Below are 26,024 nucleotides of genomic sequence, written 5' to 3'. Positions count from 1 at the left end.
CGCCGTCAGTCCGCGCTGCGCTTCCAGGCACCGGTGCCGAGCTTGCCCGTGATCGTCGCCAGCGCGTCGTGGACCTCGTAGGCGCCGCCATCGCTGTAACCTGACAAGCCTCTGAGTGCTTGCAGGGTCCAGCGGCCATTCGCGGCGGTGATCCTCCCCTCGTGCGAACGCGCAAAACGTGGAGGCTCGGCGTGGAACTTGTAGGTGCCGTCGATCATGATCTGCCAGATCCAGCGGGATTGCCCGCGGCGGCTCGGCACCATGATTTCCCAGGTGCCGATCAGCGCCGGATCGATCGTCGATGACGTCGGCGCGTGCGCTGGAACCGGGGAGATGGCGGCCGGAAGCGGACTGACCGGCGCCGTGTCCCCCGCGCCGTCAGGCGGTCGACCGGCGAGATAGATCGCCTTGCGCGACAGCGAGCCGTAGACGAAGGGCTGCTGCTCGTTGCGGGTCGCCTCCATCACGTCGTCGCGGACGTTGCGGAACATGAATGTGATCTCGACACCCGGAGTCTCGATGTTGCGCAGTAGCGCGGTTGCGAACGGGCTGTTGCGCGCGTCGCCATCGAGCGCGGTGGTACCGTCTCTCGCGGCATACGCCACGAGAACATTGCCGGCCGGCTCGACGCGGCTGAGCCCGGCGTTCGGGGGGGCCCGCGTCGCGAGCGAGCGGTTCATCCTGGCGGCAAACGGATTGTTGCGGCAGGCGTCGAGGATGACGAGGCCAAGGCTCGTGGTGTTGGACACCTGCAACATCACGCTTCTGAGGCTGATGGCTTCGTTGGCCGCGTCGGTGTCCCGCTTCAGCTCTGCGTCGATCGGGATCAGCCAGTTCTCGCCATTGATCTCCATGCCATGACCAGCGAAATACGCGGCCGCCATGTCGGCGCCCGCGGCCTCACGCCCGAATGCGAGCAGGGCGCGGCGCATGTCATCGAAGCCTGCGTTGGTGATCAGGGAGGCCGTGAAGCCGAGCCGCTGTAGCGCCGCGGCGATGTCGCTGGCGTCGTTCGGCGGATTGAGCAGGGAGGGCACGTTCCGGTAGGCGCCGTTGCCGATCACCAGCGCGACACGCTTGCCGTCCGCCGCGGCGCCGGTCGGTACCAGGCCCGCAAACGCGGTTGCGAGGGTCACTCCCGAAACAAACTCGCGTCGGTTCATTGGATCTCGCCTGCTCGAGCGATATCCATGGTACAGCAACCGGTCCAGAGGCCAGGCGCCGCTCGAGCTGGCGTCTTTGCGCTACAACAATCGCTTCAGCGCCTGCGCGTCGGCCGGCGCCGCGCTCTTCTGGTCGTTGTCGAAATAGACGTAGACGTCGCAGCCCTGCCGCTTCCAGGACTTGATGCGCTTGGCCCATTGCGCCAGCGCGGCCTTGCTATAGTGCCCGTGATATCGCCCGCTCGGCCCGTGCCCGCGCACATAGACGAAATCCGCTGTGCGCTTCCATGGCGCCGGCGCGTCGGCATGGTCGGACAGGCAGAGCGAGATGTTCTCGTCCGCCAGCATGCGCAGGATGCGCGGCTGGTACCAGCTCGGATGACGGAATTCGAAGCTGTAGCGCCGCCTGCGCGACAGCAGCTTGAAAAAGGACGCGAGGCGGTCGGCGTTCGCCTCGAATTGCGGCGGCAGCTGGAACAGGATCGGGCCGGCCTTGCCGCCGAGCCTGGAGATGCGGTCCTCCAGCAGCGCGAGGCTATTGACGGAGCGCTCCGACAGCCGCTTCCAGTGCGTGATGAATTTCGACGCCTTCCAGGCGAAGACGAAATCGCGCCCGGTCTGCTTGCGCCAATCCGTCACGGCTTCGGGCGTCGGCGTGCGATAGAACACCCCGTTCAGCTCGGTCGTGTCGAACTGTCCGGCGTAGTAGCTGAGCTGCCGCTTCAGCGTCACGCCTTCAGGGAAGAACGGGCCGCGCCATGAATCGTAGTGCCAGCCCGAAGTTCCGATCAGTACGCGCGCCATCGATCCGTCATCCCTCGGACGCGGCGGCAGGCCGCGCCTTGTCCGGGGCAACGTTCGTGCACGAAATATGTTGCTGTCGGCGTGGCGGCGTGCGGCTGGATCAGTTCGACGCCAGCGCCGCCTTGGCCACTTCCGCCATCCAGCTCGACGCCACCGGCAGGATCGCGTCGTTGAAATCGTAGCGCGGGCCGTGCAGCTCCGCGCCGTCGCGCAACTCGCCGTTGCCGATCCAGACGAAGGCGCCGGGCCGCTGCTGCAGGTAATGGGCAAAATCCTCGCCGGCCATGCTGGGCGCGAGGTCGCGCCGCACGGGCGCCTTCACCTTCTGCGCGGCGATGCGCGCGAGGTCCGCCTCGTCGGACGTGTTGACCACCACACCCACACCCCAGACGATGTCGGGCGTGACCTTGACGCCGAAGCTGGTCGCAATGCCGGCGCAGGTCCGTTCGATGCCGGCGAGGATGACGTCCTTGACCGCCTCGCGATGGTAGCGCAGCGTGCCGCGGATGGTCACGCGTCCGGCGATCTGGTTCGGCGCGGTGCCGCCGTCGATGGTGCAGAGCGAGAGCACGGCGGTGTCGAGCGGATCGACGCCGCGGGAGACGATCGATTGCAGCGCCACGATGAGATGGCCGGCCGCCATCACCGGATCGCGCGTCAGATGGGGCATGCCGGCGTGGCCCGCATGACCCTCGATGGTGATGGTGATGCGCCCGCCGGAGGCCATGACGACGCCGTCATGTACGGCGATGGTGCCGGCGGTGAGGCCCGGCCAATTGTGAAAGCCGAACACGCGCTCCATCGGAAATCGGTCGAACAGCCCGGCCGCGACCATTGCGCGCGAGCCGCCAAAGCCTTCCTCCGCCGGCTGGAAGATGAAATCGACCGTGCCGCTCCAGCTGGGATCGGCGGCGAGCAGCGCGGCGGCGCCGAGCAGCGAGGCGGTGTGTCCGTCATGGCCGCAGGCATGCATCACGCCCGATGTCCTGGAGGCGTAAGGCAGGCCGGTGTCCTCGGTGATCGGCAGCGCGTCCATGTCTGCGCGCAGGCCGACCCGCCTTTGTGCATGCCCGCGGGTCAAGGTCGCGACGACGCCGTGGCCGCCGACGCCCGCCTCGAACGGAATGCCGAGCTCGGTGAGCCTCGCCTGCACGAAGGCGGAGGTCTCCTTCTCCTGGAGCGACAGCTCGGGGTGGGCATGAAGGTGCCGACGCCATTCGGTCAGTTTCTGATGCAGCTCAGGTGTCAAGGCAGGGGTCTCTCGCAAGATGCAGGTTGCCGGCACAATAGCGGATTATCCGCGCCATGCATCAAGCGCCTTGGAATGGCTCGCGTGCAGCAAAGCGCACCGCGCCCAAGTCATTCGGGAGCGCGCCTCTCGGCGCGAACCCGGAATCCATCGCGCCACTCTCTCTATAGCCAAATGGATTTGCGGGCTCGCGACGTCGTCGCGCCTCGGAATGACGGTCATTGGTATCACGCCAGCTTCGCCAGCCCCGCCCAGTCGAAGCTGATCCCATGCCCAGGCCGATCCGGCGCCAGCGCCTTCCCATCCTCAAGCACCAGCGGATGCTCGATATATGTGTCGAGCCCAAACCCGTGCGCCTCCAGGAACGAGCGGTTCGGGCACGCCGCGAGCAGATGCACGGTGATGTCGTGGGCGCCGTGGCTGGTGACGGGCAGGTTGAACGCTTCCGCCAGCCGCGCGATCTTCATGAAGGCGGAAACGCCGCCGCAATTGGTGACATCGGGCTCGGGATAAGACACAGCACCGCTTGCGATGTAGCTCTTGAATTCCCACAGCGAGCGTAAATTCTCGCCCGCCGCGATGGGGACACCGCCCTCCTGCATGATGCGGGTGTGCCCGGCGACGTCGTCGGGAATGATCGGCTCCTCGAGCCAGGTGAGGTCATAAGGAACGAACGCGCGCGCCGCGCGGATCGCTTCCTCCACGGTCCACTTCATGTTGGCATCCACCATCAGCGGAAAGCCGTCGCCGAGATGCTGCCGCATCGCGGCGACTTTTGCGACGTCGGATTTTAGGTCGGGCCGGCCGACCTTCATCTTGATGGCCCGAAAGCCTTTCGCGAGATTGCCGTCGGTCTGCGCGAGCAGCTCATCCACGGAGAGATCGAGGTCGATGCCGCCGGCATAGCACGGCACGCGGGCATCGAAGCCGCCGAGCAATTGGTACAGCGGCAGCTTCGCGCGCCGCGCCTTCAAATCCCACAGTGCGATGTCGAGTGCGGAGAGCGCCAGCACCACCGGCCCGCCGCGACCGCCATAATGCAGCGCCCACCAGACGTGATGCCAGATCGCTTCGGTGTCGTCGGCTTCGCGGCCCTCGATCAGCGGCGGGATCTCGCGCCTGAGGATGTCCGCGACAGCGCCGCCATTGCGGCCGACGGTGTAGGTGTAGCCGACTCCCTCGGCGCCATCGGCATCACGGATGCGGCAGGTGATCAGCTCGAACGCGACGATCTCGCCATGGGTGGAGTCGGACAGCGTGACGGGAAGGGGAATTCGGTAGAGTCCGGTCTCGATGTTTGCGATGCGCGGCATGCCGCCTCCCTTTTTGTTCTTCTTGTTGCGTCGGGTGGGTTAGCCGAGCAGATGCGCAAAGCGCATGTGCTCGGCGTAACTCACCACTTTAATCTCCGCGGCGGCAGAAGCGGTCGGTTACGCCCATGCCTCACCGCATCGTCGCAAGCTGCACAGCCAGTGCACACGCCCTGTCGTATTCGTCGAGATTGATCCATTCGTCGATCGTGTGCGCCTCGTTCTGGCCGGCGCCGAAGGTCACGGTCGGGATGCCGTGGCGGACCATCCAGTTGGCATCCAGCCCGCCATTGGCGGTGCGGACGTTCGGCGTGCCGCCGACCGCCGATACGGCCTCGACCGCGCGCTTGATGACGGGCTGGCTGTCCTTCATGCGGAACGGATAATAGTCGGTCTCGGCCTTGAACTTGACCTTGCCGGACTTGCCCTGCGCGTTCGTCACCTTCTTGGCCGCCTTCTCGAACGCGGCCTTGTAGGCTTTCGTGATCTCCTTGAAGAACTTTCCGTCATGGCTGCGGCATTCGCCGCGCACATGCACGTAATCGGTGACGACGTTGGTGGCATCGCCCGCCGGGCGCCCTTCGCCGCCGGTGACGGGGCCGACATTGCTGGTGCCCATCCGCGCGCTCGCGCCCTTGCCCTTTACCACCTTGCCGAACCAGCCGCCGGCCTTCACGTCGGCGAGCGCCAGCGCCATGATCATGGTCGAGGAGATGCCGCGCTCCGGCGCGACGCCGGCATGCGAGGCGCGGCCGAAGATCTCGACGGTCCAGCGGTCGGCGCCGACCGCGCCGATGACGACATTGGAGGCCGAGCCGCCGTCATAGTTGAAGGCCATCACCGGAGATCCCAGCTCGTCCAGCTTGACGTGGCGCGCACCGTAGAGCCCGCTCTCCTCGCGCACGCAGAACAGCAGCGTGATCGGAGGATGGTCCAGCTTCTGCTTTTCGAGCTCGGCGGCCAGAGTCACCAGCACGCCGCAGCCGCAGCGGTTGTCGCCGCCCAGCGCGGTCTTGGCCTCGTTGACGATCTTGCGCCCCGATTTCTTCGGCTTGGCGCCGGCGCAGAGCGGCACAGTGTCCATGTGGGTCATGAACATGATGCGCGGCTGGTTGTGCAGCGCGCCGCGGCCGGGCAGGTCGACGATGAGGTTGCCGGTTTCTGTCGGTACGGGAATGCGGCTGTTGGCATCGTCGAGCCGGATCGCCTTCGCCGGCACGCCGCTCTCCTTCAGCGCGGCCATGAGCTCGCGCCCGATCGCCGCCTCCTGTCCGGTGACGCCCTCGATTGCGAGGAAGCGCATGAGGCGGTCGGTGGCGGCTTTGGTGTCGACAGGCATGATTCTTTCCTTTGGCAACCGGCCCGCCATCCTACGAATGCTGTGAGGTGTAAGTCAAAAAGATCAGCACGCCCACGATCAGCGCCACCGCCATGAAAAGCAGCACCGCCGGCAGCCCTGCGAAGGCGGCCACTGCGCCGGTGATCGACTGCATCAAAGCGGTGCCGAGGAAGAAGGCGAGGTTCACCGCGGCCAGCGCCTTGCCGGCGGTCTGTGCGTCCACCAATTGCCGGCACATGCCGAACAGCAGCGGCTGTGCGGAGATCGCAAGCCCGATCAGCACGAACAGCGCGAGATCATATTGCGGCGGCATGACCGGTACGCCGAACAGCCATGCAACCGCATAATGCGGTGCGCCCAGCGCCATCAGTGCAACCAGCACGGCCGCCGCCGCGTGCGTGCCGGCGACGAGGTCGCGCCGGCGGCCGACCTTGCGGTCAATCATGCCCATCAGCAGCGGGCCTGCGATCATCGCCAGGGTGAAGGCGCCGAGCTGATTGCCGGCCTCGACCCGCGACAGGCCCTTGATCTCCATCAGCCATGGTCCGCCCCACAGTCCGCGCAGGACCAGCGAGGTCGCCAGCGACACCATCGCGAGCGCGATCAGCCCGCGCAACGGCCGCGACAGGCCGAGCCTAAGCACCTCGATCATCTGCGACAGCGGAGAGGATTCGTCCTTGTGCTCGGCCGGCTGGTGCGGCACCAGCGCGAACACGGCGAGCGCGACCGCAACGCCGCCAGCTGCGGAGATCCAGAACCCGGCGCGCCAGCCCCAATTGTCGACCACGAAGGCAAGTGGGCTCGATGACAACAGCATGCCGATATTGCCGATCGAGAGGATCGCGCCCGACCACAGCCCGAAGCGGCTTGCCGACAATTGCTTGGCAGCCAGCGTCATCGGGCACATCAGCATGCCCGAGGTGGCGACGCCCAGCAGCAATTGGCCAAAAGCAAAGCTCGAAGGGCCCGTCGCAAAGCCCGACGCGATGGCACCGACCACGGTTCCGGCCAGCAGGCTCAGCGACACCGGCCGCACGCCGAAGCGGTCCATCGCCGCACCGACGGGGATCTGTGAGGCCGCAAAGGCAAAATGATAGACCGAGGTGAGGCTGGCGAGGGCCTGCGGCTCGATGCGGAAATCCGCCGCCATCAGGTCGAGGCTCACGGCCGGAATGGTGCGCAGCAAGGTCGAGAGCATGTGGCCGCAGGCGAGCGCGAGCAGCGCAAAGACCAGCGCGCGGGTGCCATCTCCCGCCTCGTTCGTGGCAGCCGTCGTCATGAGCGTCCGTCCCGGAAAGATTTCGGATTGGCGTACATGATTGGGGGGCGGGCGCCAATGGCGGCAGCGGGACCCCATTATTCCGGAATGTAGCTTCTCCGCATTACCGGCAGCGAGTGCCTGCCGGCGGTCGAGAAGAAGCTTAACGGGTGTTCAGGCTTCGGATCGTGATGAACCAGGGCGATCGCCCGGACGTTATGATCGGGAAACGTGGCATCCTGGAAAGCGGGAAGCCCTGATCTGTGGTTGGGCAGCGGCAATGTCTTCCTCCGAGAGTACAGGTCAGACGACCAGCGAGGCGGCCCGCCGGGAGCGGAGGAGAGGCAATTCCTTGCTGGCGGCTTTCGCGGTCGGGTTTCTCGTTTTTAGTGCCGCGGCCGGCGCACTCTATTATGCGTTGCGGCCCGATATCCTCCGGATCGCCGTTGGTCCAGTCGGCAGCGACGATCATAAAGTCATTCAGGCGATGGCCGATGTCTTTGGCGGCGAAAGCCGGGCTCTCCGGCTGCGCCCGATCAAGACCGACGGGGCGGTGGAGGCTCTTGCTTTGCTTCGGGCCGGCAAGGCCGACCTCGCCGTCGGCCGCGGCGATCTGGACATGCCTGCGGAGGCGCAGACCGTTGCCGTCGTCCGTAAGAACTTTGTCGTGCTGTGGGCTCCGTCCGGCCCTGCTGGCAAGGGTTCGAAAAGCAAGGGTTCGAAAAGCAAGGGCTCGAAACAAAAGGCTTCGCCGAAAATCAAGGAGGTCGCCGATCTCGCAGGTCGCCGCGTCGGCGTGATCGGCCGGACGCCTGCGAATGCGGCGTTGCTGCGCGTCATCCTGAGCGCCTCCGGCGTGGAGGCAGACAAGGTCGTCGTGACACACTTCGGTACCGACCAGATCGAAGATCTGGCGCGCGATCCGGCCATCGATGCATTCATGGCGGTCGGGCCGCTCGACAGCAAGATCACATCCGATGCCGTGGCCGCGACTGCGCGCACGCGTGGCGCGCCGAAGTTTCTTGCCATCGAGACGTCGGAAGCCATCGCCCTGAAGCACCCCCGGTATGAAGCGGAGGAAATTCCACCCAGCGTCTTCAACGCGGATCCGGCCTGGCCCGATGACAAGGTTGAAACGGTCAGCGTCAGCCACCTCATCGTCGCGAGAAAGTCACTGCCGGAAACGACGGTCGCCGCCTTTTTCCGTCAGCTCTTCGCAGTTCGCCAGGCGATTGCACGGCAGGTGCCGGGTGCAGCGCACATTACCAAGCCGGACGTCGACAAGGATACCGAACTGCCGGTGCATCGGGGCGCGGCGGCTGTCATCGACGGCAACGAGCGGACCTTCCTCGACCGGTACGGCGATTACTTCTGGTTCGGGCTGCTGCTTCTGTCAGGGATCGGTTCGGCCGCCGCCTGGCTGCGTCGCTATCTGAATCGCGACGAAAGAGAGGAAACCAACAGCCACCGCAACAGAATCCTGGCCATGGTGTCCAGCGCACGAACCGCGGGATCGAGCCAGGAGCTTCTGGCTTTGCAACGCGAAGCCGACGCCATCATCGGCGAAACGCTCGCGTGCTACGACGACGGCGCCATCGAGGAAGATGAGCTCGCGGCATTTGGTCTGGTACTCGGTCTGTTGAGCAATGCCATCGCGGAGAGACGGACCGCGCTGCAGCGGACCAACCTCGAACCCGTGCGGGGCGCGGTGGCCGCACCGCGAGGCTGAGGCGATCCGAAAATGCGGCTGCTGAACCGTGGCGCAATGGCCGCAATGCCGACGGATTGAGGGTAGAGCCCAGCGGATCAACTTATGCTTGTGCGCGCCGCCTTCCGACGCGGACGAAGCCTTCTATGTGCCGCCACGCATCCTGCTGTCGATCGCGACGCTTTCGTCGCCTCTCGCTTTTACCGCCGTTCATCGCCGGTTGATTCGGGAAAAATCGGAACAAAGGGACGTGATCGCTCTTACCCCAGTCAGGAAACCTGCTCATGCTGTGCTCGAAACCATCACGCGTCATTCGCACAACGCTTGATCTTGCAAACGCAAGGCAGGTCAAGTCCGTTCGAAGGCGCCTCAAGATCTCCGATGCCGATCTGATCAGAATCGTCGACAAGATCGGAAACTCTCTGCACGACATAGAGAAGGAAGTGCAGCTCGAAAAGCTCGCGCTCGATGAGCAGGCCAGCAACAAAGGCGGGCTCACGGCCCCCTGATAGATCCAGTCACCAATCGGAAAGGAGCACTTCCATGAACGGCTTGATTTACCTCGTAGGACTAGTCGTCGTGATCGCGGCCATTCTGTCATTCTTTGGCTTGCGTTGACGGTTCTCCTCAGCCGGGCCGCAGCGTCAACCCCATCCGGGGTGAAGCAGTCGGCAAGTTCGGGTGCATCAAATGGATGATTTGCACCAGGTCAATACCATCATCGCCACCACCATTTGCGAGTTCTTCAAAGGACATCCCGACGTGCAAATCGGGACCGAAGAGGCGAAGCTTTTGGCAAAGCAGATTGCCCAGGCGCTCGATGAGGCAGGGCTGCAGATCGCTGTCGTCAAGCCAGCGAACGCGCCGCACTAGGCTGGCGAGCCGGTGGCGTGGTTAGGCCTCGATGTCGCTTTGTGAACACGAGTCCGAGTCCAGCTCCCTCAGCAGCTTTCCTGCATCGTCCAGCAGCTCCCGGATCGCCCGTCGCTCCGCGATCCGCGCTTGCGTGAAAGTGCCATGCTTGCGAGCGTTGTGGTTTCCCCATGGCGCGCCCGATCCGGGCGCGCCGCCGTGCATGCGGCAGCGGAGCTTGCCGCACACGGCTGGAGCGCGGCAGGCGAAACCTCTGCGGGTCGCGGCGCCGCAGCGCGGGCTTGCGGCCATCGCGCGCGTGTTGCGGATGTGACCGGCGCTCATGCGGTGGCGCCTTGCATGGCTGCGGCCCGGTCGTGTTCGCGCTTGCCGGCTTCGCGCGACGGGACCAGTCCCGCGTTGATCGAGGCGCCGGGCTCGCCGACGGCTAGGTGCGCATGCTGCGCGACGTTCCCCACGATCGCGCTGCCGCCGTCCTGCACCGACAGATTCTGTACCGTGATCGGCCGCTCGCCATTGCCGCGATGGCGGTTGAGCGCCTCCATCTGGGCCGCGAAGGTGCGGGCGAGCCGGGTCAATGTGCGCGTGATGCCTTCCTGCTGCGACAGGTCTTCGGTGAAGGCGAGGCGGCAGGCTGAGCGCATCGTGGCGACGTGAATGGACACCATCTGCGCCGTCAACATGGCCTCGAGCGAATCCCTGGGCGCCATGCCCTTCATCATCGAGACCATGAAGGCGAGATTGGCCTCGTCGGGCTTCTGCAGGATCACGCTGGCCTTCATCAATTGCTTGAGGATGTCATGCAGCGCGTCGCGGTCGACGGCGCCGAGCGCCTCGGCCATCAGCCGTTCGCCGGCCTGCGCGTCAGGATGCTTGATCACGATGCTTCGTCGGGTGAGCTTGATCCGCGGGGTCGGCCTGCTGCCGTCATATTTGGTGGCGGGCCTCGTGCTGTTGCATGTCAGGGCTGTCGTCATGTCGATATCTCCTTAGGCCCGCGGCAGGCGCGCGGAGGCTCGCCGGGCGAGACCAATCCGCGCAACTGCCGCGCAGCGGGTGTGATTTTCAGATGTCGATGAGGGGCTTATGCGCGATCGCACGAGGCAGCCCTGGCCCAGCGGGCCGTGGGGCTCACGGTTGTCGCGACGATGCCAATATGCCCCTGATTTGCCCGACGAGTCAAAATGGATTTCGCAACATCCGAAGATTGGCGCCGCCGCCTAAGCCCTTGTTTCGACTAAGGCCGTCTACTGTGCATGGGGTTGTTTTCGCATTTTTTGTTTGCAGGGGGTGCGTACGTGCCGTGCGACGGAATGCCGGTGCCCGAACGCGATTGCGAAATCCGCGATGGCCGCTATTCATGATCTCCAAGGCGTCGCACCAACAAGCCTGCACAAGCGGCGCCGTGAGGTCTGGGGAGAAACCAATGCAACGAACCATCCGCCTGCTGGCCGTCATCGCCGGAATGTGCGCCTTTGCGCTGTCGACTGAGGCGATGGCGCAGAAATATCCGGTGCGGCCGGTCAAGGTCATGGTCGGCTTCAGCGCCGGCGGACCGGTCGACGTCGCCGCGCGCATCATCGGCGATCGCTTGAGCAATAGGCTGGGGCAGCCCTTCGTGGTCGAGAACCGCGCCGGCGCCAACGGCATGATCGCCGCCGAAGGCGTCGCGCGCGCGGACGGTGACGGCTACACCATGCTCGCCTGCAACTCCTCCACCATCACGCTCAACAAGACGCTGTTCAAGGATATCCGCTACGATCCGGAAAAGGATTTTGCACCACTCACCACCGTCGTGTCGGCGCCGCTCGTGCTGGTGGTCAATCCGGAGAATCCCAAGACGGCCGATATCAAGACCGTGGCCGATCTCGTCGCCGCGGCGAAGGCCGCGCCCGGCGCGCTGGCTTACGGTTCGGGCGGCAACGGCAACCTTGCCCATCTCGCCATGGAGTTGCTCAGCCAGAAGGCCGGCATCAAGCTGATCCATGTGCCCTATCGCGGCGGTTCGGCCGCGGAGGTCGGCATCCTCGCGCAGGAGGTGCTGGCTGTGTTCGATCCACTCTCTGCCGTGCCGCTGGTCAAGGCCGGCAAGCTGCGCGCGCTCGCGGTCTCGTCGGCCGAACGATTGCCGTCGCTGCCTGATGTGCCGACCGTCGCGGAAGCAGGCTATCCCGGCTTCGACATCTCGTTCTGGGTCGGCTTCTTCATGCCGAAGTCGACGCCCGCGCCGATCCTCGAAACGCTGCACCGGGAGATCGTCGCGGCGGCCAAGGACCCGGCCGTCGCGGAGAAGCTCGGCTCGCAGGGCGTCGTGAGCGTGCTCAGCCCCGCCGACTACGCCGCCAAGATCGCCAAGGAGACCAAGGACCTCGCCGAGGTCGTGGCGGCCGCGAACATCAAGGCGGAGTAGGGGCGCTTGATTGCGGCGATCTCTACTCGCCGCCGGCCAGCTGCGCCAGGCGGTCGAGCAGCGGGCGTTGTCCCGCGTTGATCTTCTCCCGCGCTTCTTCGAGCGTGAACCATTCGGCACGATCGACCTCCGGGAAGACTTGCCGTTTGCCGCTCCGGGGCGGCCATTCCATCTCGAAGCTGTTGCTGCGAATGCTGCGTGGGTCGAGATCGAGCTCGACCGCGAAGGCGGTGACGAGCTTGCCGCCGCGCTGCTTGACCTGACCAAGCGCGGTCAGCGGCTCGGACAGCTCAAGCCCGAGCTCTTCGGCGAACTCCCGCCGCGCGGCGACGTCCGCAGCTTCCTCGTCGGCATATTCTCCCTTGGGAATCGACCATGCGCCGAGATCCTTGTTGCGCCAGAACGGCCCGCCGGGATGAACCAGGAGCACCTCGAGCGTCCGGCGCTTGCGATAGGCGATGATCCCGGCACTCTTCGATGGCATCGCAGGTTCCGTGCAGAGGGAGGGGTCAGCTTTCTCTCGGGAAAAAGTGGAACACGTGGTTTTAGCGCAGGTTAGTAGCCAACGGTTATTTGGTAAAAGGGAGTGAACCATGATCCGCCTGTTGGCAACCACCGCCTTGGGGCTGGTGCTGGCGAACGCCGCCTTTGCGCAATCGCCCGGCTCGACCACGAAGTCCCAGCAGACACCGCAATCCCAATCGAATTCTACAGCGCCGTCCACCACCGCGCCATCCGGCACCGCTGACGCCCAGCGCACCCCGTCGCAGCCGCAGCAATCGCCGGCGACGGGCACGTCGGCACAGAACACGCAGAACACCGCGCCGTCCGGGGCTGCCAATTCCAACCCACCCAACAATACCGCGAACAGCACGGACACCTCGCGGCCGCAGAGCGGCACCGCGAGCTCGAACACGGCCGGCAACCCGCCTGCGTCCCAGCAGAGCGCCAATCCGCCGCCGGCGAACACCAACCAGGCGCAAGATCGGTCCAATCCGCCGACGGCCAACAGCAATCAGGCGCAGCAGGCGCCCGCGGCGTCCGGAACCAATCAGGCTCAGCAGGCGCCGAATGCGCCAGCCACTAATCAGGCGCAGGGGGCGGGAACCGGTTCGCAGGCGGCCGCCCAGACCGACGTCAATCTCAACCGGCAGCAAGAGACCAAGATCAGCACGTCGATCTCGCGCCTGAACGTCCGGCCCGTGACCAGCGTCAATTTCTCGCTGAACGTCGGCACGGTGGTGCCGCGCGACGTGCACCTGTCGACGCTGCCGCCCGATGTCGTGGAGATCGTGCCGCAATATCGCGGCTACAGCTTTGCGCTGGTGAAGGATCAGATCGTCGTGGTCGATCCGGCGTCGTACAAGATCGTGACGGTGCTGCCGTATTCGGGGCAATCCACCGCGACAACGACGACGACCACGCGCGAGCGCAGCGCCAGCAAGTTCTCCGATCGCGATCGCGAGGTGATCCGCAAGCATGCGAAGACCCGCACCGAAGGGCGGAGCGAGGCGCGGACCACCGGCACGGCACGCACGGAGATCCGTGTCGGCGATCGCGTGCCGGAGAGTGTCGAGGTGGAGGAATTCCCGAGCACGGTCTATCGGGATGCGCCGGATCTGCGGGAATACCGCTACATCCATCGCGACACCCGGACCTACGTCATCGAGCCCCGCGAACGGCGCGTGATCGAGGAGATCGACTAGCAAGCAATGCCGGAGCCACTCGTGCGAGTGGCTCCGAACACTAGCCAGAAGGCCGTTCGCGTGATGCGAAGCGAATGGCGCGGGCTTTCGCGCTCTTTCCGGCCGCGCGTGCTGCAATCATGCTGCGCGCCTTGCCATGGGCTGAAGTGCCTTTCCGCAGCAGAGTTGCGAACCGCTTGCGGGCCCGGCTCGTCGACAGCCGCGCGGCAAGCTGTTCCGCCTTGCGAATGAAAGCGATGGCGGAAGGTGTCAGGTTGACTGGAACCCAGGCCACATCCTTGGCCTTCGAGAGACTGCCCACACCTTCGCAGGGCGCCTCGCGCGGCAGGTCGATCCGGATCGCAAGCGCCTCCGTTCGTTCGGTCCAGTCCTCGGCCTTGGTGCCGGTGATGATGCGGACATAGTCGCGCGTCTCGCGTGGCAGCTCACTTTGTTTGGCAAGCCATTTCTGAATGCGACCCGGGCCTGCATTGTAGGCGGCTGCGGCAAGGCCGAGATTGCCGAAATCATCACGCAGCTTGCGCAGGAATTTGGCCGATGCCGGCAGCGCCTTCATGGGATCGAAGGGATCATCGAGCCCGACTTCGGCGGCCGTCTCCGGCATGAACTGCGCGACGCCCTGGGCGCCGGCCTGACTGACCTCGTTGGACTTGAAGCGGCTCTCCTGCCAGAGCAGGCGGGCAAAGAACGGCACGGGAATGCCACTGGCCTCGGCGGCTTCGCGAAGCGCATGGCAGAACCGATCTGTCGGTGAAACCTGCCCCTCGGCGACCGGTTCGCTCGCGCGCGGCGGCTCGATCGTTTCCTCATGCGCTGCGCGCGCGTTGGCGAGCTCAATGGCCTGCACGCTGGCGAGGAAGAGCTCGACCACCGGAACCAGTGGGGAGGCATGATTGTTCTGAAGAATGGCGGTGTCGAAAGTTGATGTTTGCCGCGACGCCGATGGATCGAGGTCGCACATCAGAACCAGAAACGCGGCGCAAGCCGCGACGACAAATCGCATTTGCTGAGACAACCTCGAACTGTGGGATGAACGGCCAGCGATGCGCCGGCGATAGGAAGTTCTTAACCTTCCGATTGCGGCAAAGCTGCGGTCTCGCCGGTTCCTTCGGTGTTACTACGGTGTTCCCAAAGAGAAACTGCCCGCGATTTTGCGGATCATTATTTTCAAAGGGACGAGCGATCATGATGCAATGGATGCTTGGCGCCGTGATGTTGCTGGGGCTCGTCTGCCCGGCGCTCGCAGGCAATCTCGACGCAAAGGCTGTGAACGATGCAGCGCGTCCGGAAAAGCCGCCGGCTGCGGACAAGGTCAACGCGCCGGTGACGAAGCTTCAGATCTTGCTCGATCGCGCGCAATTCTCTCCCGGCCAGATCGACGGCAAGCTGGGCGAGAACGCGCAGAAAGCGCTGAAGGCGTTCGCCGAGCAGAACGGTCTCGGCTTCGACAAGATCGTTGCCCCGGAACTATGGGACAAGCTGAACGCAGCGAGCGAGGGGCCTGTCGTCGTCGACTACAAGATCACCGACGCGGATGTGAAAGGGCCGTTCCTCAAAAGGCTGCCGGCCAAGCTCGAGGACATGAAGTCGCTGGAGGCGGTGGGCTACACCAGTCCGCTCGAAGGTCTCGCCGAGAAATTCCACATGAGCGGAGAGCTGTTGAAGGCACTCAATCCGGGAAAGTCCTTCGACAAGGCCGGCGAGACGATTGCCGTGGCGAGCGTACCGGCGCGGCGTGAGCTTCCGCGCATCGCCCGGATCGAGATCGACAAGGCAGGCGCGACGCTGAAGGCTTACGAGGGTTCCGGGCGTCTGGTCGCGTTCTATCCGGCGTCAATCGGCAGCCCGGATCGGCCGACGCCGACGGGGACGCTGAAGGTCACCGGCACCAACGAGCTGCCGACCTATCACTACAATCCCGAGTACAAGTTCAAGAGCGTGAAATCCAACAAGCCCTTCGAGATCAAGCCAGGCCCCAACAACCCGGTCGGATCGTACTGGATCGGGCTGACGGCGCAGGGCTATGGCATCCATGGGACGGCGGAGCCTGACAGGGTCAGCAAGTCCGCCTCTCACGGCTGCGTCAGGCTCACCAATTGGGACGCGCGCGCGCTCGGCGAGAACGTCAAACGCGGCACGCCCGTCGTCTTTCTCGATGCGCCGACGGACTCCTCCTCGAAGCAGCAGGGCAAGACGGTCGGCAAACGCGCCGCCAACACGCTTTAGAGAATTCGTTCAAGTCAGCCGGCAATGAAGGCGAGCAGGGTGCCGTTGGCCTTGGCTGGCGGCACGCAGATCGCGGGCCCGCTGCGCACGGCCGCCGACCCCAGCTCCTTCTCCGTCGCGGCGAGGTCATCGCTGACGAGCACCAGCGCAGCGCCGCCGCGCTCGGCGAGGCCGGCGAGCGGCACGCCGGGATAACGCTTTCCGAGCTGCTCCAGCGTGAGATAGACGAAGTCGGCGCGATCGCCGCCGGAGGGCACTGTCACGGCGCCGTCGGTCTCGGCCTTCGGCTCGCGGTCGATCAGCCGCCCGAGATGCGCCGCGTCCTGTGTCGGCTCTGGCGTTGCGATCAGAATCTGCTTGATGCGCTTCGCCGCGTTGGCGTGCTTCATCAACTCGGGAATCCAGACGGTTTCGCGCGTCTTGTGCTGGCAGGCGAAGATGCGCACGCCGCCGGGCGCTTCAGCGGTCGGCCACATGAAGGTGCGGAATTTTGCAGCCGAGACGGTGCTGTCGGGTAGCGTCACCGGACGCTCGAAATCGGTTGGACCGATCGGCGTCAGGCCGCGGGCGCGGATCTCCTCTGCGCCGGCGGCGGAATCGACCGCGGTGAAGGCGATGCGCTCGATGCCTTCGCCGCGCTTGTCGAGGAAGGCGCGGGCGGGCGCATTGTGCTCGGTCGGCGCGAGCACGCCGAGCAGCTCCATGTAATCGGGGTCGAACATGATGGTGTAATTGCCGGTGCCCATATGCGCGCTATGGGTGCCGCGCGGGGAGATCGTGAAGCCGAGCCGCCGGTAATTCTCGGCGGCCTTGTCGAGGTCCTTCACCATGACGACGGCGTGGTCGATACCGATGACGTTCTTGAGGGCCACTGTTCTTCCTCGATTGCAAACTGAAGTGAGCCGCGCCGGCGGCCGCTAGTTCTGTCTACGCCGGATAGGCCGTCAAGCCATTTTCAATTCAGTGCGAGATGCGGAATTTCATTTCACGAAATGATTGGCGCGACGGCGTCAAGGGCGCTGCTCGAGATAGGCAGCAAGGACGGCGCGCTCCTGGCTGGTCATTTCGGTGACGTTGCCCGGCGGCATCGCGCTTGACCAGGCCGCGACACGGCCGATCAGGCGGATGTTGCGATGGATGTGCGCGGGCGTATCGAGCACAATGCCCTTCGGTGCGGTCACGATCCCGGCCCAGACCGGCTCGGCCGCGTGGCACATGCTGCACCGGGACATCACGATCTCCTCGACAGCGGCGAGGCTCGGCTGTGCCGGCAGCGCGGCCGTCTTCGCCTCGCGCGGGCCGGCCGCGGAGAGGAAGAGGATCGCAATCACGCCGATGGCCGCCACGCCCCACACCCACCATGGCGACTTTCGCCCGGCATGCCGCTCGTTGAAGAAATGACGGATCACGGGGCCGAGCGCCAGGATGATCGCGACGATGATCCAGTTGAAGCGGGTGGCGTAGAGCAGGGGATAGTGGTTGCTGATCATCAGCACGACGACGGGGAGCGTCAGATAATTGTTGTGGAGCGAGCGCTCCTTGCTGGCCTTGCCGAGCTTCGGATCGGGCGCCTGTCCCGCGATCAGGCTGGCGACGATCTTCTTCTGGTTCGGGATGATCAGCGCGAAGACGTTGGCGACCATGATGGTGCCGATGATGGCGCCGATCTGGTTGAAGGCGCCACGGCCGCTCAGCACATGGGTGAAGGCGTAGGTCAGCGCGACCAGGAACAGATAGCCGCCGAGAGTGAAGGGCAATTCGCGCTGCGCAAGCCCGCTCCGACAGGCACCTTCATAGAGCAGCCACGCCAGCGCGAGGCTGAAGAGGCTGAACAGGCCGGCCTGGAACGGCGTGAGATCGAGGATCGACTTGTCGACCAGGAACAGATCGGCCTCGAGATAATACACCAGCACCATCAGCGCGAAGCCGGACAGCCAGGTGGTGTAGGCCTCCCATTTGAACCAGGTCAGCTCGTCCGGCATCTGGCTGGGGGCGACCAGATATTTCATGATCCGGTAGAAGCCGCCGCCGTGGACCTGCCAGGCCTCGCCCTGGACGCCATTCGGCAGGTCGCTGTTGGGCCTGAGGCTGAGGTCGAGGGCGATAAAGTAAAAGGAACTGCCGATCCAGGCGATCGCAGCGACCACGTGCAGCCAGCGGAGCAGCAGGCTCGCCCATTCCGATATGATGGATCCCCACATGATCATCCCGTCGATTGCGACAGCGATGCCGCAGCTTTGATGACCGCAACCCCCGCTTAACCAATGTGTCGCACCTATCCGCGGGGTTTTCCAGTACGATGGCCGGCGGCTGATGCACATCGTGCATGCACCAGCTGACGTGTGATGCGGCAGAGCTTTGATATGCTGCGATGGTGTCGATCATCGGGATTGCAGGCCGGGAGGACAAATTGAAGAGCAGAATTTTGTCCGTCGCGATATCCGCGGGGCTTCTGTTTGCGACTGGCGCGCGGGCCGATCCGGTGCTGCAGGGCAAGGAGGCCTACGGCGATTGGCAGGCCGACAAGCCCGGCACGATCAGGCTGATCCGGCCGCAGGATCTGGTCAAGCCCGGCGCGACACGGTCGGTCGCGAGCTCGTCGCGGGTGGTGCCGCGACCGCCGGAGGCCGCGCTTCAGGTGCCGGCCGGATTCAAGATCGAGCTGTTCGCCGAAGGCCTGCGCGCGCCGCGCATCATCAGGGTCGCGCCGAACGGCGATGTCTTCGTCGCAGAGACGCGGGCCGGCACCATCCGCGTGTTGCGGGCCGGGGAGGGCGGCAAGGCCGCGACCAACGAAATGTTTGCCAGCGGCTTGCGGCAGCCTTTTGGCATCGCCTTCTTCCCGAACGGCGACAATCCGCAATGGGTCTATGTCGCCAACACCGACAGCGTCGTCCGCTTTCCCTATCAGGCCGGCGATCTCAAGGCGCGCGGCAAGGCGGAGACGATCGTGGCAAGCTTGCCGCATGACGGCGGCCATTCCACCCGCGACATCGTCTTCACGCCCGACAACAAGCGCATGCTGGTGTCGGTCGGCTCGCTCAGCAATGTCGCGGAGGGCTTGGGCACGCCGCCGGGCGGACTGGAAGCCTGGTCGAAAGCGCAACCGCTCGGCGCGGCCTGGGCCAGCGAGACGGAGCGCGCCGCCGTGCTGGCCTTCACGCCCGACGGCAAGGAGCGGAAGATTTACGCCACCGGCATCCGCAATTGCGTGGGCCTTGCGATCCAGCCACAGACCGGGCTGCCCTGGTGCTCGACCAACGAGCGCGACGGCCTCGGTGACGATCTCGTGCCCGACTACGTCACCAGCGTGAAGGAGGGCGCCTTCTATGGCTGGCCGTGGTTCTACATCGGCAACAATGAAGATCCGCGCCATGCCGGCGCGCGGGCGGATCTCAAGGACAAGGTGACGGTGCCGGATGTGCTGATCCAGCCGCATTCGGCCTCGCTCGGCATGACCTTCTACCAGGGCACGCAGTTTCCGTCCGAGTATCAGGGCGATGCTTTTGCCGCCGAGCACGGCTCGTGGAACAGGTCGAAGCGCACCGGCTACAAGGTGGTCCGCATCCGCATGAAGGACAGCAAGCCGACGGGGGAGTATGAGGATTTCGTCACGGGGTTCGTGGTGAGCGACACCGAGGTGTGGGGAAGGCCGGTGGGAGTTACGGTGGCGAAGGATGGATCGCTATTGGTGTCGGAAGACGGCAACGGCACGATCTGGCGGGTGACAAGCGCGCGGCAGTGACGGTGCACCCTCTCCCCTTGTGGGAGAGGGTGGCTCGCCGCGAAGCGGCGAGACGGGTGAGGGGTTCTCTCCGCGAGTCCAACTTTCATTTCGGCGCGTGGAAAGAACCCCTCATCCGGCGCTTCGCGCCACCTTCTCCCACAAGGAGAGAAGGGAAGCGCACCGCACTCGCGGCCTCTACCCCCGTCTTACACTGGCTCCGCCATCCACCGGCAGCGTCACACCCGTAATGAAGTTCGCCTCGTCCGACGCGAGGAATAGAGCGGCGTTGGCGACGTCCCAGCCCGTGCCCATCTTCCTGCGTAGCGGCACCTTGCTGTCGCGTTCGGCTTCGACCTCGGCGCGGGTCTTGTGCCATTCGCGGGCGCGGGTATCGACGGCCATGGGTGTGTTCATCAGGCCGGGCAGGATGACGTTGGCGCGGATGCCGTATTCGGCGTTCTGGTAGGCGAGCTGTTCGGTGAAGGCGATCATCGCCGACTTCGTCGCCTTGTAGGCGACGTAAGGATAGGTCGTGATCGCCGCCATCGAGGAGATGTTGATGATGGCGCCGCTGCCTTGCGCGCGCATGATCGGTATCACCTCTTTCGCGGCGAGAATGCAGCTCTTCAGATTGATGGCGACGACGCGGTCGAACGCCTCTTCGGTCAGTTGCAGCAATTCGGCATCGCCGCCCGACAGGCTGACGCCGACATTGTTGTGCAGCACGTCGATCCGGCCCCAGCGCGACTGCGCGTCCTTGACCATCGCCTTGATATCGGCCGACTTCGTCACGTCGGCCTTGAAGGCCGCGGCAGTGCCGCCTTTCCCGGCGATCATCGCAACGGTTTCCTGCGCGGACTCCAGATGATGGTCGACGCACAGCACCTTCGCGCCCTCCCGCGCAAAGGTCAGCGCGGTGGCGCGGCCGTTGCCCATGCCTTCGCCCAGGCTTTGTCCGGCTCCGACCACGATGGCGACCTTGTCCTTGAGGCGCATGACGCTTTCTCCCTGCTTTTTCATCACGATAGCACGGACGATGCGCGGCAGAAGACCGATCATGCCGCACGCCGTCCCGCCGGGTGCGCATGGCTGTATCGCGACGGCGAAAGCGCCTGCGGGCCAGCAGCTTTCCGTCGTGCGGGAACCGACCTCACGCGATCGCGTTTGTTGCGGAGCCTGTCCCGCGCTAGGCTCTGTCCCGGGGCTTCCCAACCGCCAGTGGCTTGCCGATGAATCTGCTCGATCCGCAAGGGCCCGTGGCTGCGGCCAACAGAACCATCCTGGTCGATTCCGTCTTCATCATGCTTGTGATCGTGGTGCCGACCATCGTCGCGATCCTGGCCTTTGCGTTCTGGTTTCGCGCCTCCAACACCAAGGCGCGCTACCAGCCCGACTTCGTCTATTCCGGCCGCGTCGAGATGGTGGTGTGGTCGATCCCGGCGCTGACAGTGATCCTGCTCGGCGGCGTCGCCTGGATCGGCTCGCACCAGCTCGATCCCGCGGCACCGGTGCCTGGCACGGGCAGCCCGGTGCGCATCCAGGCCGTCTCGCTCGACTGGAAATGGCTGTTCATCTATCCGGACCAGCGCATCGCCACCGTCAACACGCTGACGGTGCCGGCCGGCGCTGAGCTGAATTTCCAGCTGACCTCGTCGAGCGTGATGAACACGTTCTTCATCCCGCAGCTCGGCAGCATGATCTACACCATGAACGGCATGGTGACGAAGCTGAACCTGCGCGCCGACAACGAAGGCAAGCTGCAAGGGCTTTCGGCGCATTTTTCCGGCGACGGCTTTCCCGACATGATGTTCGACGTCAACGTGGTCTCGCCGCTGGCCTTTCCCGAGTGGGTGGCGGGCACGGCGAAGACCGACGCGGTGCTGAACGAGGACAGCTACAGGAAGCTGATGCAGCAGGGCATCGAGAAGGGCAGGCCGGCCTACCGCCTCGAAGACCCGCGCCTGTTCGACCTGATCGCGACCCAGCACATTCCGCCGGGACCGGGGCCGGAGCTGATCTCCGAGGCCGGCCGTCCGCACAGTGGAGGCGTTGATGCTCGGTAAGCTCGACTGGTCCGCTATTCCGTTCGATCAGCCGATTCCGCTCGTCGCAGGCGCGATCGTGCTGGTCGCGATCCTCGGTGTGCTGGCCTGGGTCGTGGCGAAGGGGCATTTGCCATACCTCTGGCACGAATGGATCACCAGCGTCGATCACAAGCGGATCGGCGTGATGTACATTCTGCTGGCCTCGGTGATGCTGCTGCGCGGCGGCAGCGATGCCATCATGATGCGGATCCAGCAGGCGGTCGCCTATCAGTCGCAGGGCTACCTGCCGCCGGAGCATTACAACCAGATATTCTCGGCGCACGGCACCATCATGATCTTCTTCGTGGCGATGCCGTTCGTGATCGGATTGATGAACCTCGTCGTGCCGCTCCAGCTCGGCGTGCGCGACGTGGCGTTCCCGACGCTCAATTCGGTCGGCTTTTGGCTGACGGCGACCGGCGCGCTGCTGGTCAATGTTTCGCTCGTGGTCGGCGAGTTCGCGCGTACCGGCTGGCTCGCCTTTCCGCCGCTGTCGGAGCTATCTTATTCACCAGGCGTCGGCGTCGACTACTACGCCTGGTCGCTGCAGATCTCCGGGGTCGGCACGCTGGTCGCCGGCATCAACCTCGTCACGACAGTGCTGAAGCTGCGCACCAAGGGCATGAACTATCTGCGCATGCCGATGTTCTGCTGGACCACACTGGCCTCGAACCTCCTCATCGTCGCGGCCTTTCCGATCCTCACGGCGACGCTCGCGATGCTGCTGCTCGACCGTTACCTCGGCTTCCATTTTTTCACGAATGAAGCCGGCGGCAACGTCATGATGTTCATGAATTTGATCTGGGCCTGGGGCCATCCCGAGGTCTACATCCTGGTGCTGCCGGCCTTCGGCATCTTCTCCGAGGTGGTCTCGACCTTCTCCGGCAAGGCGCTGTTCGGCTATCGTTCCATGGTGCTCGCAACCATGGCGATCTGCGTCATCTCCTTCATGGTCTGGCTGCACCATTTCTTCACGATGGGCGCGGGTCCCGACGTCAACGCCATCTTCGGCATCGCCAGCATGATCATCGCGATCCCGACGGGGGTGAAGATCTACAATTGGCTGTTCACGATGTATGGCGGCCGCATCCGTTTCGCGACACCGATGCTGTGGTCGGTCGGCTTCATGGTCACCTTCATCATCGGCGGATTGACAGGCGTCCTGCTCGCGGTGCCGCCGGCCGATTTCGTGCTTCACAACAGCATGTTCCTGGTGGCGCACTTCCACAACGTGATCATCGGTGGCGTGCTGTTCGGGGCCTTCGCCGGCTTCGAATACTGGTTTCCCAAGGCGTTCGGTTTCCGCCTCGACGAGCGCTGGGGCAAGGCTGCGTTCTGGTTCACCTTCGTCGGCTTCTTCGTCACGTTCATGCCGCTTTACATCGTAGGCATGCTCGGCATGACCAGGCGGATGCAGCATTACGACGTCGCGGCGTGGCGGCCCTGGATGATCGTTGCTGCAATCGGCATGGCGGTGCTGACGATCGGCGTGATCTGCCAGATCGTGCAGCTCGTGGTCAGCATCCGCAATCGCGAGGCGCTGCGCGACCGGACCGGCGATCCCTGGGACGGCCGCTCGCTGGAATGGGCGACCTCGTCGCCGCCGCCGGTGTTCAATTTCGCCTTCAATCCCGACGTGCGCGGCGAAGACGCCTATTGGGACATGAAAGCCCGCGCGCAGCAGCAATCGCTCGAGCATGACAAGCGCGAATATCGCGACATCGAAATGCCCCGGAATTCCCCAACCGGCTTCGTCTGCGCGTTCTTCGCCACTATCATGGGGTTTGCGCTGATCTGGCACATCTGGTGGATGGTGATCCTGGGAGGCCTCGGCGCATGGGCGACCTTCGTGGTGTTCGCTTGGCGGGACCATGACGAATACGTCATTCCGGCCGAGGAAGTCGCTGCGGTCGACCGCGTCAATCTCGAGGAGCGGCGCAGCCTCGTCAGCATGGCGGGGACGGTCTGATGGCGATGATCGCGACCGCCGGCCACGCGCAGGCCGATCCCCATCACATCGGTGTGGTGATCGAGCATCCCGGTCCCGCGCCGAAGCGGATCGTGACCGCCTATGGCTTCTGGATCTTCCTGCTGTCGGACATCGTGATGTTCTCCTGCTTCTTCGCGGCCTATGCGGTGCTGGCTGGCCAGACCGCCGGCGGCCCCAAGGGCTCGGAGATCTTCGAGCAGAGGAACGTCGCGATCGAGACGGTCTGCCTGCTGCTGTCGAGCTTCACCTGCGGCATGGCCAGCATCGCGGCCGATATGCGCAACCGGTTCTGGTTCTATCTCGGCATGACCGTGACCTGCGCGCTCGGGCTGGTCTTCCTCGCCATCGAGTTCCGCGAATTCGCCGACCTCGTCGCGCGCGGCTACGGTCCGTCGCGCAGCGCGTTCCTGACCGCGTTCTTCTCGCTGGTCGGCTGCCACGGCCTGCACGTCTCCGCCGGCGTGTTGTGGCTGCTCACCATGATGGCCCAGGTCTTCGCAAAAGGCTTTCGCGCCGATGTCCTGCGCCGGATGATGTGCTTTGCATTGTTCTGGCACGCGCTCGATATCGTCTGGGTCGGGGTGTTCTCGGTCGTCTATTTGCTCGGGAGTGGCGCATGAGCGATCAATCGCACATCGGACACGATCTCGCGCCGGGTGAGGAAGAGCAACACAGTGTCGGGACCCGAATCCTCGGTTACGTCATCGGGCTCGTGCTTGCGCTGCTGCTCACGGCGACATCGTTCTTCATCGCGGGCACCGATCTGGTCTGGCAGCCCTCGATCCCCGTTGCGCTGATCGTGCTGGCGATCGCGCAGATGGGCGTGCATCTGGTATTCTTCCTGCACATCACGACGGGCCCCGACAACACCAACAACGTGCTGGCGCTGGCCTTCGGATTGCTGGTGGTCTTCCTCGTGGTCGGGGGCACGGTCTGGATCATGGCGCATCTGAACGCCAACATGCCGCCGATGGACCAGATCATGATGCGGCACTAGCGCGAGAGGACGTAAGGCCGCCCAAAAAAGAAGAGCCGCTTGTTGTGACAAGCGGCCCAAGTCTAGGGAGGAAACGCCCAAGCAAAGACAATCCAATGAGGATCGTCCGCCAAGGAAACGCATGCGCAAGCGCTTGCGTATGTTCATAAGTGCAGCAACTCGCGAAGGAGTTCAATTCCGGATCAATACGGTCCCGGACTACCACTCACGGATGCGTGAGCGGCTTGGTTCACTTCGGCCGGCGGCAATTATAGGCCTTGCGGAAGCCGGCCGCCTGGGCGTCGTCCTCCGAGCAGAACCAGCGGTCCGGTTTGGTGGTCGCCGGGTAGCTCGGGCAACCCCGCAAATGATAGATGCCGATATTGCCGGTAACGCGCGCGCGCACCGCAAGCTTGCCCTTGATGCTGCAGCTCGGCGGCATCGTCAGCTCCTCCGGGAACAGCACGGCGCGAATTTCCTTGTCGCGGTCCTGGCGGCAGGCCGCGCCCAGCAGTGCGCCGTCCTTCTTGCCGGCGCGGAAGTCTTGCGGTGCAACAAAGCAGCCTTTCCAGATTCCGGCCGAGGCTGTCCTGGCTTCGCCTGCCGCCGGCTTGACGTTCGCCTTGATCGGCTCCCGCGCGATGGCAAAGCCGAGCTTGATCAACTGCTCGTTCAGCGTCGACTTGTCGCCCTCGGCCGTGCAGATGGCCCGGTGCCGCTTGCCGAAGCTTTTCTCCGGCCCGACATCGTCGCAGCGCACGGGCCGCTTGTTGATCAGCTTGGCCAGCTGGTCCCGCGCATCGATGCCGCAGGTCCAGGGATCGGCATGATCGTCGATGCAGACCTGGTCCAGCTCGGGCGCGTCGACGCCGTCGAGCCGGTAGGTGACGTCGCCGAGCTGGATCGAGTTGCCGTCGCGCACCGTCGCGGCGGCGGTCAGCGCGGAGGCCGGCTGGGACGACGCCAGGAATCCGGACAAGGCGAAGAAACAAAGAAGCGCAAACGCGCGGGCGGCGGCAAAGACATTTCGGAAGGACATAAGGTCTCGCTATCGATGGCTCGGACCGCCTGTTCCTAGCATCCGGATGTGGCGATACCAATGGTCTGCGCCCTGCGAAGTGCGACATTCCGGCCTCGCGGCTTTACTCCCCGGCCGCTCTGATCCTATCGTTCGCGGAGCTTGCGAACCGTGCAGGCCGAA

The 26,024-nt window shown here is 64.7% G+C and carries 25 protein-coding genes; 11 read left to right on the top strand and 14 right to left on the bottom strand.

Annotated features, from left to right (window positions below):
* Positions 1-5: 5 nt before the first annotated feature.
* From RPS27_RS36630 to RPS27_RS36605, 6 genes are all read right to left on the bottom strand, one after another.
* Positions 6-1,163, bottom strand: coding sequence for a caspase family protein (locus RPS27_RS36630; RefSeq protein WP_249131470.1), 1,158 nt, complete (start codon positions 1,161-1,163; stop codon positions 6-8).
* Between the two features lie 81 nt (positions 1,164-1,244).
* Positions 1,245-1,967 carry a DUF72 domain-containing protein gene (locus tag RPS27_RS36625; protein ID WP_313755014.1) on the bottom strand — a complete coding sequence of 241 codons (723 nt, stop codon included), beginning with the start codon at positions 1,965-1,967 and terminating at the stop codon, positions 1,245-1,247.
* A gap of 100 nt (positions 1,968-2,067) precedes the next feature.
* Positions 2,068-3,216 carry an amidohydrolase gene (locus tag RPS27_RS36620; protein ID WP_212065426.1) on the bottom strand — a complete coding sequence of 383 codons (1,149 nt, stop codon included), beginning with the start codon at positions 3,214-3,216 and terminating at the stop codon, positions 2,068-2,070.
* 227 nt (positions 3,217-3,443) lie between these two features.
* Positions 3,444-4,529: a mandelate racemase/muconate lactonizing enzyme family protein gene (locus tag RPS27_RS36615; RefSeq protein WP_212065425.1), complete on the bottom strand. Its 1,086-nt coding sequence runs from the start codon at positions 4,527-4,529 to the stop codon at positions 3,444-3,446.
* 130 nt (positions 4,530-4,659) lie between these two features.
* Positions 4,660-5,865: a M20/M25/M40 family metallo-hydrolase gene (locus RPS27_RS36610; protein ID WP_212065424.1), complete on the bottom strand. Its 1,206-nt coding sequence runs from the start codon at positions 5,863-5,865 to the stop codon at positions 4,660-4,662.
* Positions 5,866-5,896: 31 nt separating this feature from the next.
* The gene (locus tag RPS27_RS36605; RefSeq protein WP_212065423.1) at positions 5,897-7,144 is read right to left on the bottom strand and encodes an MFS transporter; all 1,248 of its coding nucleotides are present in this window, start codon (positions 7,142-7,144) and stop codon (positions 5,897-5,899) included.
* 259 nt (positions 7,145-7,403) lie between these two features.
* Between RPS27_RS36605 and RPS27_RS36600 the strand changes: the two genes are divergently transcribed.
* The 3 genes from RPS27_RS36600 (at position 7,404) to RPS27_RS36590 (ending at position 9,704) form a co-directional block, all read left to right on the top strand.
* Entirely contained in the window at positions 7,404-8,852 is a 1,449-nt protein-coding gene (locus RPS27_RS36600) for a TAXI family TRAP transporter solute-binding subunit (protein ID WP_212065422.1), read from the top strand.
* Between the two features lie 263 nt (positions 8,853-9,115).
* A complete protein-coding gene (locus RPS27_RS36595) occupies positions 9,116-9,340 on the top strand; it encodes a hypothetical protein (RefSeq protein WP_194406823.1) in 225 nt (74 codons plus the stop codon).
* A gap of 181 nt (positions 9,341-9,521) precedes the next feature.
* Positions 9,522-9,704, top strand: coding sequence for a hypothetical protein (locus RPS27_RS36590; protein ID WP_212065421.1), 183 nt, complete (start codon positions 9,522-9,524; stop codon positions 9,702-9,704).
* A gap of 21 nt (positions 9,705-9,725) precedes the next feature.
* Here the strand turns inward: RPS27_RS36590 and RPS27_RS36585 are convergent, their stop codons facing one another.
* Entirely contained in the window at positions 9,726-10,028 is a 303-nt protein-coding gene (locus tag RPS27_RS36585; RefSeq protein ID WP_313755013.1) for an HGGxSTG domain-containing protein, read from the bottom strand.
* Complete coding sequence (locus RPS27_RS36580; protein ID WP_313755012.1) at positions 10,025-10,681, bottom strand: hypothetical protein; 657 nt, start codon at positions 10,679-10,681, stop codon at positions 10,025-10,027. The genes RPS27_RS36585 and RPS27_RS36580 overlap by 4 nt, the downstream gene beginning before the upstream one ends.
* Positions 10,682-11,130: 449 nt before the next feature.
* On the opposite strand from RPS27_RS36580, the gene RPS27_RS36575 reads away from it, so the two are divergent.
* Complete coding sequence (locus tag RPS27_RS36575) at positions 11,131-12,114, top strand: Bug family tripartite tricarboxylate transporter substrate binding protein (RefSeq protein ID WP_212065419.1); 984 nt, start codon at positions 11,131-11,133, stop codon at positions 12,112-12,114.
* Between the two features lie 22 nt (positions 12,115-12,136).
* Here the strand turns inward: RPS27_RS36575 and RPS27_RS36570 are convergent, their stop codons facing one another.
* Positions 12,137-12,598 (bottom strand): NUDIX domain-containing protein, encoded by a 462-nt coding sequence (locus RPS27_RS36570; protein ID WP_212065418.1) that lies wholly within the window; start codon positions 12,596-12,598, stop codon positions 12,137-12,139.
* A 109-nt stretch (positions 12,599-12,707) separates the two neighbouring features.
* Here RPS27_RS36570 and RPS27_RS36565 point away from each other — a divergent pair, with 109 nt between their 5' ends.
* Complete coding sequence (locus tag RPS27_RS36565; protein WP_212065417.1) at positions 12,708-13,820, top strand: DUF1236 domain-containing protein; 1,113 nt, start codon at positions 12,708-12,710, stop codon at positions 13,818-13,820.
* 40 nt (positions 13,821-13,860) lie between these two features.
* Here RPS27_RS36565 and RPS27_RS36560 read toward each other — a convergent pair whose 3' ends face one another.
* Positions 13,861-14,823: a lytic transglycosylase domain-containing protein gene (locus RPS27_RS36560; RefSeq protein WP_212065416.1), complete on the bottom strand. Its 963-nt coding sequence runs from the start codon at positions 14,821-14,823 to the stop codon at positions 13,861-13,863.
* 182 nt (positions 14,824-15,005) lie between these two features.
* Between RPS27_RS36560 and RPS27_RS36555 the strand changes: the two genes are divergently transcribed.
* Entirely contained in the window at positions 15,006-16,046 is a 1,041-nt protein-coding gene (locus tag RPS27_RS36555) for a L,D-transpeptidase family protein (RefSeq protein ID WP_212065415.1), read from the top strand.
* Between the two features lie 14 nt (positions 16,047-16,060).
* Here RPS27_RS36555 and RPS27_RS36550 read toward each other — a convergent pair whose 3' ends face one another.
* Both RPS27_RS36550 and RPS27_RS36545 read right to left on the bottom strand, forming a co-directional pair.
* Positions 16,061-16,918, bottom strand: a complete 858-nt coding sequence (locus RPS27_RS36550) for a VOC family protein (RefSeq protein WP_212065414.1) — start codon at positions 16,916-16,918, stop codon at positions 16,061-16,063.
* Positions 16,919-17,056: 138 nt separating this feature from the next.
* Entirely contained in the window at positions 17,057-18,247 is a 1,191-nt protein-coding gene (locus tag RPS27_RS36545) for a urate hydroxylase PuuD (protein WP_212065413.1), read from the bottom strand.
* A 209-nt stretch (positions 18,248-18,456) separates the two neighbouring features.
* Here RPS27_RS36545 and RPS27_RS36540 point away from each other — a divergent pair, with 209 nt between their 5' ends.
* Positions 18,457-19,791 carry a PQQ-dependent sugar dehydrogenase gene (locus RPS27_RS36540; RefSeq protein ID WP_212065412.1) on the top strand — a complete coding sequence of 445 codons (1,335 nt, stop codon included), beginning with the start codon at positions 18,457-18,459 and terminating at the stop codon, positions 19,789-19,791.
* Positions 19,792-19,968: 177 nt separating this feature from the next.
* On the opposite strand, the gene RPS27_RS36535 is transcribed toward RPS27_RS36540, so the two are convergent.
* The gene (locus RPS27_RS36535) at positions 19,969-20,769 is read right to left on the bottom strand and encodes an SDR family NAD(P)-dependent oxidoreductase (protein ID WP_313755011.1); all 801 of its coding nucleotides are present in this window, start codon (positions 20,767-20,769) and stop codon (positions 19,969-19,971) included.
* A 233-nt stretch (positions 20,770-21,002) separates the two neighbouring features.
* Between RPS27_RS36535 and RPS27_RS36530 the strand changes: the two genes are divergently transcribed.
* The 4 genes from RPS27_RS36530 to cyoD are packed head-to-tail and all read left to right on the top strand — an operon-like array spanning position 21,003 to position 24,844.
* Positions 21,003-21,836: a cytochrome ubiquinol oxidase subunit II gene (locus RPS27_RS36530; RefSeq protein WP_194406835.1), complete on the top strand. Its 834-nt coding sequence runs from the start codon at positions 21,003-21,005 to the stop codon at positions 21,834-21,836.
* Positions 21,826-23,826 (top strand): cytochrome o ubiquinol oxidase subunit I, encoded by a 2,001-nt coding sequence (gene cyoB, locus RPS27_RS36525; protein WP_212065410.1) that lies wholly within the window; start codon positions 21,826-21,828, stop codon positions 23,824-23,826. Before RPS27_RS36530 ends, cyoB begins: the two co-directional genes overlap by 11 nt.
* Complete coding sequence (locus RPS27_RS36520) at positions 23,826-24,467, top strand: cytochrome (ubi)quinol oxidase subunit III (RefSeq protein WP_212065409.1); 642 nt, start codon at positions 23,826-23,828, stop codon at positions 24,465-24,467. Before cyoB ends, RPS27_RS36520 begins: the two co-directional genes overlap by 1 nt.
* On the top strand, positions 24,464-24,844 hold the full coding sequence (gene cyoD, locus RPS27_RS36515; protein ID WP_194406838.1) for a cytochrome o ubiquinol oxidase subunit IV: 381 nt from the start codon (positions 24,464-24,466) through the stop codon (positions 24,842-24,844). The genes RPS27_RS36520 and cyoD overlap by 4 nt, the downstream gene beginning before the upstream one ends.
* A 229-nt stretch (positions 24,845-25,073) precedes the next feature.
* Here cyoD and RPS27_RS36510 read toward each other — a convergent pair whose 3' ends face one another.
* Positions 25,074-25,862 carry a thermonuclease family protein gene (locus RPS27_RS36510; RefSeq protein ID WP_211417900.1) on the bottom strand — a complete coding sequence of 263 codons (789 nt, stop codon included), beginning with the start codon at positions 25,860-25,862 and terminating at the stop codon, positions 25,074-25,076.
* Positions 25,863-26,024 lie beyond the last annotated feature (162 nt).

It is taken from the genome of Bradyrhizobium sp. WYCCWR 12699, assembly GCF_032144035.1.
Classification (GTDB): Bacteria; Pseudomonadota; Alphaproteobacteria; order Rhizobiales; family Xanthobacteraceae; genus Bradyrhizobium.
The sequence above is the reverse complement of the archived record's forward strand: the minus strand, read 5'-3'. Positions and strand labels throughout refer to the sequence as shown.